Annotated in this window: 12 protein-coding genes and 3 pseudogenes; 10 read left to right on the top strand and 5 right to left on the bottom strand. The window is 49.3% G+C overall.

Translation table 11 applies throughout. The features are described from left to right. Positions 1-20: 20 nt before the first annotated feature. From ltaS to ON064_RS05190, 3 genes and pseudogenes are all read left to right on the top strand, one after another. Positions 21-1929, top strand: a pseudogene (gene ltaS, locus ON064_RS05200) (lipoteichoic acid synthase). A gap of 154 nt (positions 1930-2083) precedes the next feature. Continuing rightward, on the top strand, positions 2084-2698 hold the full coding sequence (locus ON064_RS05195) for a DUF998 domain-containing protein (protein WP_274623921.1): 615 nt from the start codon (positions 2084-2086) through the stop codon (positions 2696-2698). Between the two features lie 287 nt (positions 2699-2985). Continuing rightward, positions 2986-3921, top strand: coding sequence for an acetamidase/formamidase family protein (locus ON064_RS05190; RefSeq protein WP_274623920.1), 936 nt, complete (start codon positions 2986-2988; stop codon positions 3919-3921). A gap of 64 nt (positions 3922-3985) precedes the next feature. On the opposite strand, the gene ON064_RS05185 is transcribed toward ON064_RS05190, so the two are convergent. The 5 genes and pseudogenes from ON064_RS05185 to ON064_RS05165 all read right to left on the bottom strand — a co-directional run bounded on the left by ON064_RS05185 (position 3986) and on the right by ON064_RS05165 (position 7215). Beyond that, entirely contained in the window at positions 3986-4696 is a 711-nt protein-coding gene (locus ON064_RS05185; protein WP_274623919.1) for a hypothetical protein, read from the bottom strand. A 1-nt stretch (position 4697) separates the two neighbouring features. After that, positions 4698-5570 carry an ATP-binding cassette domain-containing protein gene (locus ON064_RS05180; RefSeq protein WP_274623940.1) on the bottom strand — a complete coding sequence of 291 codons (873 nt, stop codon included), beginning with the start codon at positions 5568-5570 and terminating at the stop codon, positions 4698-4700. Next, a complete protein-coding gene (locus ON064_RS05175) occupies positions 5570-5944 on the bottom strand; it encodes a GntR family transcriptional regulator (protein WP_274623918.1) in 375 nt (124 codons plus the stop codon). The genes ON064_RS05180 and ON064_RS05175 overlap by 1 nt, the downstream gene beginning before the upstream one ends. A gap of 135 nt (positions 5945-6079) precedes the next feature. Next, positions 6080-7096, bottom strand: a pseudogene (locus ON064_RS05170) (IscS subfamily cysteine desulfurase); the annotation flags it as partial. Next, entirely contained in the window at positions 7042-7215 is a 174-nt protein-coding gene (locus ON064_RS05165; RefSeq protein WP_274623917.1) for a hypothetical protein, read from the bottom strand. The gene ON064_RS05165 and the pseudogene ON064_RS05170, both read right to left, overlap by 55 nt. 92 nt (positions 7216-7307) lie before the next feature. Here ON064_RS05165 and nadB point away from each other — a divergent pair, with 92 nt between their 5' ends. From nadB to ON064_RS05130, 7 genes and pseudogenes are all read left to right on the top strand, one after another. After that, positions 7308-8864: an L-aspartate oxidase gene (nadB, locus tag ON064_RS05160; RefSeq protein ID WP_274623916.1), complete on the top strand. Its 1557-nt coding sequence runs from the start codon at positions 7308-7310 to the stop codon at positions 8862-8864. Further along, a pseudogene (nadC, locus tag ON064_RS05155) lies at positions 8861-9701 on the top strand (carboxylating nicotinate-nucleotide diphosphorylase). The gene nadB and the pseudogene nadC overlap by 4 nt, the downstream one beginning before the upstream one ends. Then, complete coding sequence (gene nadA, locus ON064_RS05150; protein WP_274623915.1) at positions 9698-10792, top strand: quinolinate synthase NadA; 1095 nt, start codon at positions 9698-9700, stop codon at positions 10790-10792. The pseudogene nadC and the gene nadA overlap by 4 nt, the downstream one beginning before the upstream one ends. A gap of 236 nt (positions 10793-11028) precedes the next feature. Further along, entirely contained in the window at positions 11029-12030 is a 1002-nt protein-coding gene (locus tag ON064_RS05145; RefSeq protein ID WP_274623914.1) for a LacI family DNA-binding transcriptional regulator, read from the top strand. Between the two features lie 143 nt (positions 12031-12173). Further along, positions 12174-13541: a hypothetical protein gene (locus tag ON064_RS05140; RefSeq protein ID WP_274623913.1), complete on the top strand. Its 1368-nt coding sequence runs from the start codon at positions 12174-12176 to the stop codon at positions 13539-13541. 20 nt (positions 13542-13561) lie between these two features. Next, on the top strand, positions 13562-14983 hold the full coding sequence (locus tag ON064_RS05135) for an aldehyde dehydrogenase family protein (protein ID WP_274623912.1): 1422 nt from the start codon (positions 13562-13564) through the stop codon (positions 14981-14983). 45 nt (positions 14984-15028) lie between these two features. Then, the gene (locus ON064_RS05130) at positions 15029-16192 is read left to right on the top strand and encodes an iron-containing alcohol dehydrogenase (RefSeq protein ID WP_407951593.1); all 1164 of its coding nucleotides are present in this window, start codon (positions 15029-15031) and stop codon (positions 16190-16192) included. The last annotated feature ends 266 nt before the right edge of the window (positions 16193-16458 follow it).

Genomic DNA, 16458 nt, shown 5'->3' with positions numbered 1-16458 from the left:
ATGAAAAGGTGTAATGCAAAATGAAAAATAAAATGAAAATGAATACTTTTATGTCCTTGTTTCTCGTGGCAGTTGCCATGCTTTGGGCGAAAACCTATATCTTGCAAAAAACCCAATTTACGCTGGAAGTGGAAGGGGCGCTGCAGGAATTCCTGCTGGCGATCAACCCTTTAGGATCGGCACTGCTATTGTTGAGTTTCTCGCTGTTTTTCAAAGGCACGCGGAAATACTGGGCACTGCTTTCGATTTACCTTGGTATGTCGATCCTGTTGTATGCCAATGTTGTCTATTACCGGTTCTTCAGTGATTTCATCACCTTGCCGACTTTGTTCCAAACACAGAACTTCGGCGATTTGGGGGGCAGTGTCCTGACCTTGATCCAGCCGATGGATGTGCTGTTCTTTGTGGACGTCTTGATCCTCGGCGCATGGGTTATTTCCAAGCGGACGGAAAAAGACATGCGCATCATCAAAAAGAGAATGGCACTGCCTTTGATCGCGGCAGCTTTGTTGATTTCCCTCTTTAATTTGTCGCTCGCAGAATCGGACCGTCCCGACCTATTGACACGCGGTTTTGACCGCGCGTACATCGTCAAGTATTTGGGGATGTATAATTACGCCCTATATGACACGGCGGAGACCTTGAAAGCTTCTTCCCAGCGCGTCATGGCCGACAGCGACGATAATACGGAAGTGTTGAACTACACGAAATCCAATTATGCGAGCTCCAATGAAAAAAATTTCGGTGCAGCGGAAGGCATGAACGTCGTCTATTTGCATCTCGAATCATTCCAGACTTTCCTGATGGATTATGAACTGGACGGGGAAGAAGTGACGCCGTTCTTGAATTCGATGATGGATGACCCGAATACGATGTACTTCGATAATTTCTTCCACCAGACAGCGCAAGGTAAAACTTCAGACGCGGAATTCATGCTCGAAAACTCCCTATTCGGCTTGCCGAAAGGATCTGCATTCATTACAAAAGGGCAGAACACGTATCAATCGGCTCCAGCCATCTTGAAAGATGAAGGTTATACATCGGCTGTGTTCCATGGCAATAACGGGACGTTCTGGAACCGCTCTGAAATCTACAAGTCTTTCGGCTATGACCATTTCTTCGATATCGAATCGTATCCGAATACGACCGAAGCGGATATGGCAGAATACGGCTTAATGGATAAACCGTTCTTCGAGCAGTGAACCGTTCTATACGAAATTTATCACCGTGGCGCATCATTTCCCTTATAAAATGGACCAGCAACTGGCGACCATCGAAAAAGGGACGACAGGCGATGCGAGCGTCGATAATTATTTCCAGACGGCCCGTTATGCTGACGAAGCGATCAAGCAATTTTTCGAACAGCTTGAATCGTCTGGGCTTGCGGACAATACGATGATCGTCATGTACGGCGACCATTACGGCATTTCCGACAACCACAACGAGGCGATGTCTGAGGTATTGTCAAAAGACATCACGCCGGTAGAGAACGCCAAGCTTCAGCGCGTGCCGTTGTTCATCCACGTACCGGGCATGGAAGGCGGCATCAACGACACATATGGCGGCCAGATTGACCTGCTGCCAACAGTGATGCACCTGCTTGGTGTGGAAACACAGAACTACGTGCATTTCGGTACCGATCTATTGTCGGAAGAACATGAAGAACTCGTCATGTTCCGCAATGGCGATTATGTCAGCCCCGATGTCTATTCCATCGGCGAAGCGTTCTACGATCCCGAAACCGGCTTGCCGCTTGAAGAACAACAGCTCGAACAAGCCGAGACCTTGAAGCAGCACGGTAGATACGAATTGCAGTTGTCGGACCAAGTGGTCAACGGCGACTTGTTGAGATTCTATACGCCGAACGGCTTCACGCCAGTCGACCCGTCGGATTATTACTACCAATCCTCGACAGATATAAATGAATAAGAACAGAAGATGCCCGCGGACCAGAGCTTTGGTTCGCGGGCATCTTTTTCTATGGAATGATATTTCTGAGTTGTTGTATTGGCAAATGGGGTCAAACGGGCGATAATGGCAATAATTCATATGGACGGAAAAACCTGAAAAGGAGCTGTTCAGCATGGCACAGAAACTGACGATTTTCGGAGCAATCGCTGTGTTTTTATACGTTCTCCATGTTCTCCTGGGAGGTTGGTTATGGGAAGGCTACAGCCATCTTCATCAGCCAATTAGCGATTTGACGGCTCAAGGGGCACCGGACCGGGGAATGCTGACAGTTATTACGGTTTTATACGGCATTTGTTCGATTAGCTTTGCTGGTAGTGCTTATCTTGTTTTTCGACGATTTGCTCCAAAGCTGGTGCGCGTAGGAATGCTGATTTTCCTAGCGATGCATCTAGTATCCATTAGCTATGGCTTGTTTCCACAAGATGCGGCAGGGGAGCCGATGACATTTACCGGCGTCATGCATTTGGTAGTCACCGCCTTGATTGTTCCCTTAACGATTCTTGCGTCGCTTTTGGTCGGCATCGGGCTTCGGAAAGACGCGAATTTCAAAAGGTATGGGAATTATTCCCTGGCTACAGGCATCTTCATCCTGATTGCCGGCGGGACGACCGCGGTTTTCTTCGCACAAGGCTGGCCGTATTTCGGATTGGTCGAACGGCTCAATATCGGTGCGCTGCAACTTTGGATGCTTGTTACTTCTCTTATGCTTTTTACTATGAAAGAATAAGATTAAGCTGAATCCCGTCATCAAAGGAGTCGACATCTTATGTTTTCACTATTTAAAAAGAAATGCGCAGTGTGCAAACAGAAAGCGCGTGAACCGCGAAAGTATTTTGATGACCACAACGAGCCGGTTGTCGTCTGTGCCCAGTGCGTTCTATATGCAGAAAGGCGTGCATTTCGGAAACGCAGCGCTTAAACAGAAACCTGCCACACAAGCGGCAGGTTTTTTCTATCAACATAGTTTTGTGACGCTATAATCAAATGAAACCGTGTATACGGAAGGGGAAACTCATGAACCATAAAATTGAACTCAAATCCGAAAACCTCCATTCTTCATTCAATAAAGATTATGCACCGATTTTGTCGATTCAATCAGGCGATACCATCGAAGCCAAGACGCCGGATATCCAGTGGGGCTATTCGGCTCATGCAGGCGAAGAGCGGGTGATCTACAGCTCTCGTGAGAACGAAGAAACGCTTGGCCATCCACTGATTGGGCCGATTGCGGTCGAAGGCGCGAAGCCCGGAATGGTGCTCGAAGTGCGCATCGACGAAAATAGGCCGGGCTGGTACGGGCGCAATTGGGCTGGCGGCACACCGGCTTGGCAAAACGAGAAACTCGGCATTGCAAATAGCGAACGCCTGCAAGTGGACTGGACACTGGACCGGGAGCAAATGATCGGAAAATGCACCTTATCCGGCAAAGAATTCAGCGTTGCCTTGTCGCCGTTTCTCGGGCTCATCGGCCTTTCACCAGGAGAGATGGGCATGCATCGTACATCACCGCCGTACCGCACAGGCGGCAATATCGACTGCAAGGAACTGGTCCGAGGCAGCTCTTTGTTTTTGCCGGTTGAAGTCAAAGGAGCACTATTGTCGTTCGGCGATGGGCATGCTGTGCAAGGCGACGGAGAGAATTCGGGGACGGCGATCGAATGCCCAATGGATCATGTCCAGTTGACGGTTGTGCTGCACGAAGACATGGAACTTCATATGCCGAAAGCGAAGACGCCTGCGGGCTGGGTGACGTTCGGCTTTGATGAAGACTTGAACGAAGCGGCTGCAACTGCGCTTGATGAAATGATCGGTTTGATCCAACAGTTTCATTCACTATCGAAAACTGAAGCTACCGCGCTCGCGAGTGTCGCTGTCGACTTGCACGTCACACAGATCGTCAACGGCGTCAAAGGGGTGCACGCCATTTTGCCGCACGGGGCGATACGCTAAATATTAATAAAAAAGCTGTTCCGGAGATGATTGACATCGTCTCTGGAACAGCTTTTTTGAGTACTTACATTTTAATCGGCACGCGCTTCGTCAGCAATCGCATCAAGAAAAACAAAACCAAAATCATTGTCGACGATCCGAGTGCGGTCAGCCAAAAATCCACTTCGAGCGGATGATAAGTCATCCATCCGACCATGTCGCTCGTAGGCTTCCATAGATAATCATTCAGGCCGAAGACGACGAACGACAAGGCGATAAAGGCGAAACCGGCGATCCAGCCAAAGCGGTAATAGCCGATGCTGATGAGCCAGCCGGCTAAAAAGAAAGTCAAAGCGTTTAGAAACAGCGCAATCGCAGCAGCAACCCAACCGCCTGTTGTCTCGAAAGCAGAGGCCGTATCCAACTCGACAGGCAATGAGATCGTTTCAGCAAGCACATGTTGAAGCCCATTGACGATGAGTGGTACGAGCGTCGCGAATAATGCCAGTCCGGTGGCGGCAAGCGCAGTGCCGATATAAGAATCCCGGCGGCTGATGCCTTGTTGGATATGCCGGCTCAAGAATACATAGGCCGCCATGATGCCGACAACTAGCATGAAAATGTTCACAGAATACTGGGCGAAGATGAAGAAGCCTTCTATTTGGTTGGTGCCTCCATTCAGCCAAAATACTCTTACCAAATGGATCGTGAAAAGGATGGAGAAGAACCACAAACTCCATTTGAACATATCGGAAAAGACCGCGGCTGCAACTTTCTTATAGCGTGCAGAAATCATGTTAACTCGCCTCCTCGGTTAAGTGGATGAATAGATCTTGAAGCGCAACTGGCCCGATTTCGAGTCCCATGGTATGGGCTTCTTGGCGTTTAGCATCGGTGAGCTCTCCGTAGATCATAACGGATTTGGTGCCCCCAAGTTGTTGTTCACTCAAGTGTTTCATGCCGGCTGTGAAAGTGTTGACTTCATTTGCCGCGCCGGTAACAGAAACGCCGTATGCTTCAATGGTTTCATATGGTTCGTGTAACAGCAGTTTGCCTTGGTCGATAATGATGACATCGTCGAACAAATAATCCATCTCCGACACTAAATGGGTCGATAGGACAAACGTTCGCGGATGTTCTTCCTGGTCCTTCAAGATCTCTTTATAGAAGATCTCGCGTGCCGGCGCGTCCATGCCGAGATAGGCTTCATCGAAAATCGTGATGGGTGCGCGGCTGGCGAGGCCGATGACGACATTCAGCGCCGACTGCATGCCTTTCGATAATTTATTGACGGGTTTATCGATGGGCAACTTGAAACGCTTGATCAAATGCTCCGCATAATCCATGTCGAAATGAGGACGGTAATGAGAAGCAAGTGCGATCAATTTCTTCGCTTTCTCGGTTTCTTCCTTATAGTCCTTATCGTAGACGAACGCCACTTGTTCCATTTTTTCCGGATTTTCGAACACCGGGGAGCTGTCGACGAGCACTTTGCCAGACGTAGGTTCACGGAAAGCGGCAATCAACGACAATAGAGAAGTCTTGCCCGCGCCGTTTCGTCCAATTAAGCCATGGATTTTCCCGGCTTCGAGTGTGAGCGATACGTCTTTCAAAGCTTCAAATTTCTTGAATTTCAATGTTACGTGATCGAGCTGGACTGAAGCTGCCATCATGCATCACGCCCTTTCGTGGATTTGATCAATTCGATGATTTGCTGTTCGGTGATGCCGAGTTTTTCCGCTTCCTGCACCAGGCGGGTGACGTAATTGTCGACAAATGCCTTTTTTCGCTGCTGGACTAAAGTGTTCTTTGCGCCTTCTGCTACAAACATGCCGATCCCTCGCTTTTTATAAAGTATTCCTTCATCGACGAGCTGGGTGATGCCTTTGGACACGGTGGCGTGATTGATCTTATAGAAATTGACCAATTGGTTGGTGGATGGGGCTTGGTCGCCTTCTTTCAATTGATCGTTGACGATTTGGTCTTCGATCAATTCACGGATCTGTAAGAACAATGGCTTTGTCGGATCGGATGGATTGATCATGAATACACCTCCTAGGGTGGTTTGGTTTAATGGTTATATACTTATGTGTATAACCATATAACGAAAGATGTTTTTTGTCAATTGAATTGTCAGAAAAATTTAGGTAAAAAAAAGAAGCCGCTAAAATCGCGGCTTTCAAGAGGAAGGGGTGAATTCGGCCAATGACTTTTCAACGACTCGGATAAACTCATCGATATCCCGTGTGCTGATTGCTTGATGAAAGGAAATACGGACAAATTTTCGCGCCGCATCAGGTTCTGTTCCCATCGCAAGCATCGCGGACATCGCTTCGCCATAGCCGATTTTGCAGGCAGTGCCGGTGGAGATAGCGATCTGCGCGCGGTTGCAATCGAGCATCATCCATTGCCCTTCGACATGGGGCAGGATCAAGCCTTGGATAAATGGGGATTTCGTGGCGATATCGCCTGTTGCAATCACGCCATCGGGCAAATGTTCGAGTAGGTAATTTTGAAGAGATAGCGCATACTCGTAGCTTTGAGGCTGTTCAATCACTGCGTGCTTTGCAGCGATGGTTGCGGAGACAATACCCGGAACATCAATTGTTCCCGCGCGGAATCCGTTTTGATGCGTCGTGCCTTCGTACACCGATTGCCAATGGATGGACGGATCTAGATAGGCGATGCCGACACCTTTAGGACCGCCGATTTTATGCGCTGAACAAACAGCGGAAGCGACGCCCCATGATCCGATGTCGACGGGCAGTTTCCCGAATCCCTGGACGATATCCGAGTGAAGCGGCACACCGAAACGCTTGGCAATTTGCGTGCACTCTTTGACCGGCTGCACTGCGCCCATTTCAGAATTGACCAGCTGCATGATGACAAGAGCCGTCTCTTCACCCACGGCCTGTTCGAAGGCTGCCATATCCACTTGACCAAAGCGGTCGACGTCGATGTAATCGATCGTGTAGCCTTTCTTTTCGAGTTCATGCAAAACTGAAAGCACGGAAGCGTGCTCAAGTTTAGTGGAGACGATCTGCCGGCAAGCTGCGGGCCTTCCGTTCAGCAGCGAGCGGATGGCGAGCTGGTTTGCTTCGGAAGCGTTGCCGGTGAAATAAATGCCGTCGGGCCGGACGTTCAGGAATTCTGCCCATAACTTGCGGCATGAAACGAAGTAGTCTGCAGCAGCGGATCCAGCGTCGTGAAGGCTTTGCGTGTTGCCAAATGCTTTTTCCGCTGCTTCTGCGTAGGCGGGACTCTTTTCTCATCGGTGCGGTTGCAGCTGAGTCCAGATAAATCATCATCTCTCATCAAATTCCTTCCTTGAATGGACTTTCTTCTTGTAATCACTCTATCTTTATGTCATTAATGGTGTCAAGACACTTGTAAAGAAGGTGTAAAGTTTGTTTGATGTTTGCATTATCGGAGGAGGCGCCGCCGGGCTGATGCTTGCCCGTTCGCTTCCCGATTCGTATTCCATTGCATTGCTGACGAAAGAACACGCAGCCACGGGAAACACTACGCTCGCACAAGGCGGCATTGCCGCGAGCATCAGTATAGATGACCGTCCGGATTCCCACGCCTCGGATACCATGCTCGCTTCAGCCCATCACGCAGATGTCGAGCGGGTCGATATTTTAGTCCATGAAGGAGCCGAAATCATAGCGAACTTGATTGCCCAAGGCTTGCCGTTTGATGCGGATCGCCACGGTAATCCGTCTCTAGGGATGGAAGGAGCGCATAGCACAAGACGTATCTTGCATGCAGGAGGCGACCAAACCGGGAAAATGCTGATGCAATTTTTGATGGAAGAGACTGCAAAGAAAATAACCCGCTTGCCATTCCATCAAGCTTTGGAACTGATCACCGAACAAGGGCGCTGTAGCGGTGTCCTCGTCTCCGATTCTTCCGGCAAGCGCTCGGTCGTCCGTGCCCGCCGCGTCGTGCTTGCGACTGGCGGCATCGGCCAATTATACAGCCAGACATCGAATTCCTCCGTCGCAACGGGCGATGGGTTGTCGCTCGCTTATCACGCGGGCGCTGTGCTGGAAGATGTCGAGTTTGTCCAATTTCATCCGACCGTCCTGACAATAGGCGGCCAGTCTTGCGGGCTGATCTCGGAAGCGGTTCGCGGAGAAGGTGCTTTACTGGTGGATAGGGAAGGCAAGCGCATCATGGACGACATCCATCCGCTTATGGAACTCGCACCGCGTGATGTCGTCGCGAGGGCAATCGAATGGCATTGGCAACAGAATGGGCCTGTGTATCTCGATGCCAGGCAACTGGCTGATTTCAATCAACATTTCCCATCAATCCATCAAAATTGCTGCAGTCATGGAATCGATCCTTGCCGTGAGCTGTTGCCGGTGCGTCCTGGAGCCCATTTTCATATGGGTGGGGTGAAGACGGACAGCTTTGGCGCAACTTCGGTAGAGGGGCTTTTTGCCATCGGCGAAGTGGCATCGACCGGCGTGCATGGTGCGAACCGGCTGGCGAGCAATTCTTTATTGGAAGGGCTGGTGTTCGGTCATCGGCTGGCTGAACGGATAACTGGAGAGCTGGAGCAACAGGAAACCAAATGGCAACTGCCTCTAGCGTCATTTGAAAGGACATTTACCACTTTCGAAGCGGGTGATGAAAATGAACTGAAAAACGAAATGACGCGTGCAGTAGGGATATTGAGAGATCCCAGACAGTTGAAACGGTTTCTCGAGGTGCATCCGCTGCGCTCGTATACACTTCGAAACCATCCCGATGAACTGATTGCACAGATTCATCGAAGCACGGCAAGCAGCCTCATTGCCACGGCTGCTCTGTTACGCGAAGAAAGCAGGGGCGGCCATTACCGGATCGATATCCCGCAAGCGCAAGAGCAGTGGAGCGGAAAAATCATCGAGTTATCGAAACAGGGTGCAAGTATAGTTGAGCGTAAAATTCATTCCAAGGAGACAGTGCTATGAACCGTTTGAAAGCAGAACAAGCATTAAAGCAATTTTTAATCGAAGATATCGGAGACCGCGATGTGTCATCCGTCTTGTTTACCGATAGCGATGCCGGGGAAGCAATCGTCCGCATGAAGCAAGAGGGCATCATCGCTGGGCTCGAATGTTACGTTTGGGGATATGGCATGCTTGATGCCTCCGTCACGGTCGAGCTCTTGAAACGGGACGGTGACCGGGTTCAGGCAGGGGATGCAGTCGTCAAACTGACGGGGCCGGTTGCCTCGCTGCTTGCCGGGGAACGTGTATTGCTGAACCTGGTCCAGCGTATGAGTGCAGTCGCGACATTGACCGCGAACTGTGTCGACGCGCTAGGCTCTTCACATACGCGCATCGTCGATACCCGCAAGACGACACCGGGTCTGCGCATGTTTGAAAAATACGCTGTCCGCGCAGGCGGCGGCTTCGTTATATGATGCGGTCATGCTGAAAGACAACCACATCGCGGCAGCCGGTTCGATCACACAAGCGGTGAAAAAAGTACGTGCGGCTCTTGGCCATATGACGATGATTGAAGTCGAAGTGGAAACGGAAGCTCAATTGCATGAAGCGATTGAGGCACGCCCCGATACCATCATGTTCGACAACCAGACACCTGAGACGATGCGGCGTTGGGCACAACTCGTGCCGGAGTCCATCCGCACGGAAGCGTCAGGCGGCATCGATCTCGAGAAGCTGGCGCATTATCGTGATACCGGCGTCGATGTCATCTCCATCGGTGCCTTGACACATAGCGTATCGAATCTTGACATGAGCATGAATCTTTCCATATCCCCTAAGGAGGTACTTACAACATGACTTCTTTGCTTGAAGAACTGCAAATGGCAGATGCAATGCCAAAATCCTATTTAACCGCGTCGACTGAAGAATTGCACAAACGGGCGAAACAGGCGCGTGAGACGCTTGGTGACCGGCTTTATATCCTCGGCCATCATTACCAGAAAGACGAGGTGATCGAGTATGCCGATGTGACAGGCGATTCGCTGCAATTGTCGCAAATCGCAGGGAGGCAGACAGCGGATTACATCTTGTTCTGCGGCGTCCATTTCATGGCGGAGACGGCAGATATTTTGACCGAACCGCACCAGGCGGTTATTTTGCCGGATATGCGGGCGGGCTGTTCGATGGCGGATATGGCGAATATCGACCAGACGGAACGGGCCTGGGAAGAACTGCAGGCGCTTTTCGGTGACACCATCGTCCCGCTGACGTACGTCAACTCGACCGCGGCCATCAAAGCGTTTGTCGGGCGGAACGGCGGAGCTACCGTGACCTCCTCGAATGCTGAAGAAATGGTCGAATGGGCCTTGTCCCAAAAGCAGCGCATGCTGTTCTTGCCCGACCAGCATTTAGGGCGCAATACTGCAGTGAAGCTTGGCATTCCGCTCGAGCACGTGGCGGTGTGGGATCCGATCAAGCAAAAACTTGAACTCGATTGTACAGTAGAAGACGTGCAAGTGATTCTCTGGAAAGGGCATTGCTCGGTACATATGAACTTTTTGCCGAAACACGTCGACAATTTGCGCCTTAAAGAGCCAGACCGCAACATCCTCGTGCATCCGGAATGTACGTATGAAGTCGTTAGCGCCTCTGATTTTGCGGGCTCCACGAAATACATCATCGATATGATCGAAGCGTCCGAACCGGGATCCAAATGGGCGATCGGCACGGAAATGAATCTCGTCAACCGGCTTATCAAGGATTACCCGGACCGCGACATTGTTTCCTTGAATCCTTTTATGTGCCCATGCCTGACGATGAATCGTATCGATTTGCCGCATTTTACGTGGATCTTGGAAGAACTGGTGGAAGGACGTGTCCTAAACCGTATCCAAGTGGACGGGAAAACGGCGAGTGAAGCGAAGATGGCTTTGGAGAAAATGTTGTAACAAGAAAGTCCGCTAGCCTGAAAATGGCTAGTGGATTTTTTATCGTTGAATAATGATGTTGAAAACCTAGTATGCTCTTTTCAACTTTATTCCCTTCTCGTTTTCGTGTAATATTTCCAGGAAGATACTTTCTTTTTCGCATGCACCACCTGCATAAAAACTTGCAAGGTATAAGTGACTTTATTTCAATATTTATTCTAAAATTTTCTATACTAAATGAAAGTCGGGGATTCGATATGGTTTCATCAAAAGATGTTGCAAAATATGCAGGTGTTTCACAAACTACGGTTTCACGTGTTTTGAATACTCCTGAACGGGTGAAAGAGCCTACTTATAAAAAAGTAATGGCGGCCATCGAGGAATTGAATTACATCCCGGACGCTAACGCCAGATCGCTTGTTCAACAAAAAACCGATACGATTGCTTTGATTTCTGGACCTTTGTACAATCCGTTTTTCGTGGAGACGACGAGTTCGATCGTCAATTACGCCAACGAGAACGGCTTTAAAATCAACGTTCATTTCTCCAAAAATGAAAACATTACCGATACGTATCATTCCATATTTGAAAACAAAGTGGATGGCATTATCCTGTCTTCGATTTTATTGGAAGATCCCATTTTCGAAAAACTGGAGAAATCAGGAATTCCCTTCATTACATACAACAGAAAACATGAGAGCAATAAGAATTTTGTGGAAATGAATAACGAACAGGCCGGTTTTTTGGCTGCGGATTATTTGCTTTCACTTGGACACGACAAGATTTGCTGGGTAGGCGGGCCGCTAGAGATCAGCACATTCAAAGGCCGCTACGACGGCTTTTTAAGAGCGTTCCAAAAGAATGGAGTCGCAGTGGAGCAAGAGCGGGTTTTTCTCACCGACACGAGCAAAAAACAGCTGCATGAAACTTTTTTGAAAATGGAAATGCTCGAGGAAAAACCGACGGCAATTTATGCAGCGACAGATGCTATCGCTATCCAAATGATGGATTTCTATATTTCGGCAGGCTATCGCGTGCCGGAGGATATCAGTATCATCGGTATCGACAATGTAGAAATCGGGCAACATGCCTCCATTAACTTAACAACTGTTGGCATTTCATCATCGATGAACCTGGGGCAATTAGCGATCGAAACACTGATTGACATGATTCATGAAAAAAATAAACCTTGTATTCAAATCACAAAAGCTGTTAGACTATTCGAAAGAAAGACAACAATGTCAAGAAGGAGGGTATGAGCCCTTTTTTTTCACTCAAAATGGTTACGTAACCATTTTATTGAGTGTGAAAATGGTGGCGCTTTCATAGTTGGAGGAAAGTTGGGTTGAAACCCATATTGCAACAAGGGGTAAGAATTTCACAAAGAAATTGGGGGATGTATATGAAGTGGAAAGATCGTGAGTTTGGAGAAGAATCACCATTTATTCCAGCGGGGCCGTTTAAAATTCGGTTGCCTTTTATTCATTATCGATTTGAATGGCCAGATTATGTGCAAGGTTTGTTAATGTGTGCAGTTGATTTGGCGGCGATTCCGCTATTGATTGAACTGCTCGGGATGCCTTTTGAAGTCGCTTTAGCCATTGTATTACTGAACGGAGTCTTTTACTTGCTGCACCATTTACTTGGAGATCCAGCAGTTCCGGGATGGATTACGCCAGCGATTCCGTTGATTATGTTGTATTGCATGCAATTTCCGGAAGGGCCGGAGAGGATCCACGCATTAATCGCTTTTCAGATGACCTTAGGGGTGTTTGCGATTCTTCTCGGATCGACCGGTTTAGCAGCTAAAGTAGTATCGAGCATTCCTTCCGCCATCAGGGCTGGAATCATACTTGGTGCCGGATTTGCCGCAGTTGCTTCTTTCGAAACCTTCCCATGGACGATTTCGATCGCTGTCGGCATTGGTTTCTATCTGCTGTTTTCAAAGCATTTCAACAAACTCAAAACCACACATCCTCTATGGGGGCTGGTCGGAAAGCTCGGGATTTTTCCAATTATCATCATAGCGATTGTCATCGCGCCGCTGTTCGGTGAAGCGCCATGGCCGACTATTGAATGGGGGCTTATCTCGCCTGACTTTATAGGCTTATGGACAAACTACACTATGTTCGGTTTAGGCTTTCCACCATTGATGTTGTTTATCACAGGTATTCCGACCGTTCTGGCAGCTTATATTGTTCTGTTCGGCGACGTGTTGCAGACGAAAGCGTTAGTAAAAGAAGCAGATTTATCGCGTCCGGATGAAAAACTCGATTACAATCCGAACCGTGCGCACTTGATTTTTGGCGCAAGAAACTCGGCGATGAGTGTGCTTGGGCCAGACGTGACAATGGCAGGTCCATTGTGGGCAGCCATGCAAGTCGTCGTCGTTCAGCGTTATAAAGATGGCAGAAAAGCGATGGATTCTTTCATCGGGGGCGCAGGTTCATTCCGTTGGGGAACGAATACCGGCTTATTGTTATTGCCAATCGTCAGCTTGGTTGAGCCGATTCTCGGAATTGCGCTCGCGTTGACGCTTTTGATCCAAGGGTATGTCAGCGTAAAAGTCGGCATCTTGGAAGCCAGAAGCCAAAGCGATTTGGGAATTGCCGGCATCATTGGGGCCGTATTGGTCATTAAAGGCGCGGCATGGGCATTCCCAGTCGGTATCGCATTGTGCTTATTGATTTACGGCAAGGACTTCTTCAAGAACGAATCGGATGAAACATTCACGAAAGACCTTGCGCCGGAAGCGAATGAAAACGTTTAAGAGATGAAAGGGTGTCATGTATGAAAAAGAAACTTTATGTAAACGGTCAATGGCAAGAAACGAAAGACTATGCAGAGTTGTTCTCGCCGTACTCCAACGAAAAAATCGGTGACATCCCGAAAGCTTCCGTATCAGATGTGGAAGCAGCCATCGAAGCAGCTTCTGATGCACAGGAAGCCATGGAAGCATTGACTGCCTATGAGCGTGCGGCCATCCTTGAGCAATTGGTTTCGCTGTTCATTGAACATAAAGAGCAAGCGGCGAAAATCATTGCCCAAGAATCCGCCAAACCTTTGAAGTTTGCCTTAGGGGAAATGGACCGGACGATTGAAACGTATAAATTCGCGGCTGAAGAAGCGAAACGGCTATCGGGGGAAATGATCCCGATGGACGCGGCAAAAGGCGGCAGCAATCGTTTAGCATATACGATGCGCGAACCTTTGGGCGTCGTGGCAGCGATCACGCCGTTCAACTTCCCGCAGAATCTGGTCGCCCACAAAGTTGGGCCGGCTATTGCTGCAGGCAATACGGTCGTATTGAAGCCAGCGTCCCAAACCCCGCTTTCGGCATTTTTCCTGGCTGAACTTCTCGATCAAACAGATTTGCCGAAGGGTGCATTTAATCTGGTCACAGGCAGCGGCAGAACAGTGGGTGATGTGTTGGTCGAAAGCGACCGAGTGAAAATGGTGACCTTTACAGGAAGCCCAGCTGTCGGCAAAGGGATACGGGACAAGGCAGGACTGAAGAAAGTCGCCTTGGAACTGGGATCAAATGCAGGGATGATCGTCGATGAAGGAGTCGACCTGGACGTGGTTGTGGAGAAGGCGATTGCCGGTGCCTTTTCGAACCAAGGGCAAGTGTGCATCTCCTTACAGCGGATTTACATTATGGACAGCTTGATGGATGAGTTTTTGTCCCGTTTCAAAACGGCGGCCAGTCAATTGGTGATAGGAGATCCACTGGATGCAAAGACCGATCTTTCAGCGATGATCTCCAAACAAGAACAAGAGCGGGCTGTGCTATGGGTCAAGGAATCGGTTGATGAAGGAGCCACGCTAATCGCTGGAGGAACAGTCGAAAATGAGGTGTTCCAACCGACCATCCTGTCGAATGTCGCAACAGATTCAAAAGTGTCGTGCCAGGAAGTATTTGCGCCTGTCGTCATCGTCAACGCTATCCAATCGGTTGAGCAAGGCATCAACGAAATCAACAACTCGGATTTCGGTCTGCAAGCCGGAATTTTCACGAATGATATCAAGACAGCCTTCCACGCATCGAAAAAACTTCAGGTCGGCGGCGTGTTGATCAACGATATCCCGACATTCCGCGTCGACCAGATGCCTTATGGCGGTGTGAAAGAGAGCGGCAACGGGAAAGAAGGACTTAAATACGCAATTGAAGAAATGACTGAAATGAAGTTGGTCATCTGGAATCAATCGTAAAAATCTTAAAAAGGAGTGGATGATGTGTCGAACAAACTTACATTCATGCCGATCAGCTATACCGGCTGGGGCGCATTGGAGCAATTAACGAGTGAAGCGGAACGCCTGAACGCGAGCAATATCCTCATCGTCACCGACCCGTTTCTGGAAGAGCTGGGGATGACGAAAAAAATCGTCGAACCGCTTGAAGCAAAAGGCTGGAAGACGAGTGTTTATACGGAAGTCGTGCCGGAACCGCCGCTCGAGGTCGGGGAAAAACTGGTCGCTTATACGAAGGAAAACAAATTCGATTTAGTCATCGGTCTTGGCGGCGGCAGTGCCTTGGACCTGGCGAAATTAGCAGGCGTCCTGGCGACCCATGAAGGGAAAGTGGCCGACTATTTGAACTTGACGGGTGAACGGGCGCTAATCGATAAAGGCATCCCGAAAATATTGATTCCGACGACGTCCGGAACGGGTTCCGAAGTGACCAATATTGCTGTATTGTCGCTGGAATCCTCAAAAGACGTAGTCACTCATGATTATTTATTGCCGGACGTGGCGATTGTCGACCCAGAATTGACCATTTCCTTGCCGCCGAAAGTGACGGCTGCGACAGGTATCGACGCGTTGACGCATGCAGTGGAGGCGTATGTGTCGAAAAACGCCAACCCGGTAACAGACGGCCTGGCGTTGCAGGCAATCCGCTTGATCAGCGGGTCGATCCGCCCGGCAGTAGAAGACGGGGAAAACAAAGAAGCGCGCACGAATATGAGCTACGGCAGTTATTTGGCAGGATTGGCCTTTTTCAATGCCGGCGTTGCGGGTGTGCACGCCTTGGCGTATCCGCTTGGCGGCCAGTTCCATATCTCGCACGGTGAATCCAATGCCGTCTTGCTTCCGTATGTCATGGGCTATATCCGCCCGAGCTGTGAAAAAAGAATGAAGGACATCGTCGAGGCGATGGGCGTTAACATCACACAAATGGATAACCAACAAGCTTCCTATACATGCGTCGAGGAGTTGAAAAAACTCGTTGCCGACGTGAATATTCCCGTGTCGCTGAAAGGCTTCGATATTGGGGAAGACGCCTTGGACAGCTTGGCGGACGATGGCATCAAGCAAACAAGAATCTTGGCGAGAAGCCCGATGCCGCTGGAGAGAGAAGATATTTACGCAATCTACCATGCCGCCTATTCAGGAGAAGTCGCTGAAAAGAAAACGGTGTGATATGAAAAAGTTAGGAAGCTTTACTTGAAAAGAAGGGTTCATAGTACAAAAGAATTCTTCAAGTATGAGATATGAATCTCTGCTTATGTCAGTGAAGTGGAAGCCGGCGACTCCTAAGGGAGCAGTGACGCAGCAAAGCGAAGGAGCGACACGAGCCGAAGACCCTGCAAGCGAATGAACGAAGTCATTCGTTTGCGAAGCTCGAACTTTGTGAGAGTTGAGCAGGAGGTTTTTAGCGTCAGCGACTGTGCCCTGGCAGCTGGCAG

This window comes from Planococcus sp. A6 (genome assembly GCF_028823615.1).
Lineage (GTDB): Bacteria > Bacillota > Bacilli > Bacillales_A > Planococcaceae > Planococcus.
The sequence above is the reverse complement of the archived record's forward strand: the minus strand, read 5'-3'. Positions and strand labels throughout refer to the sequence as shown.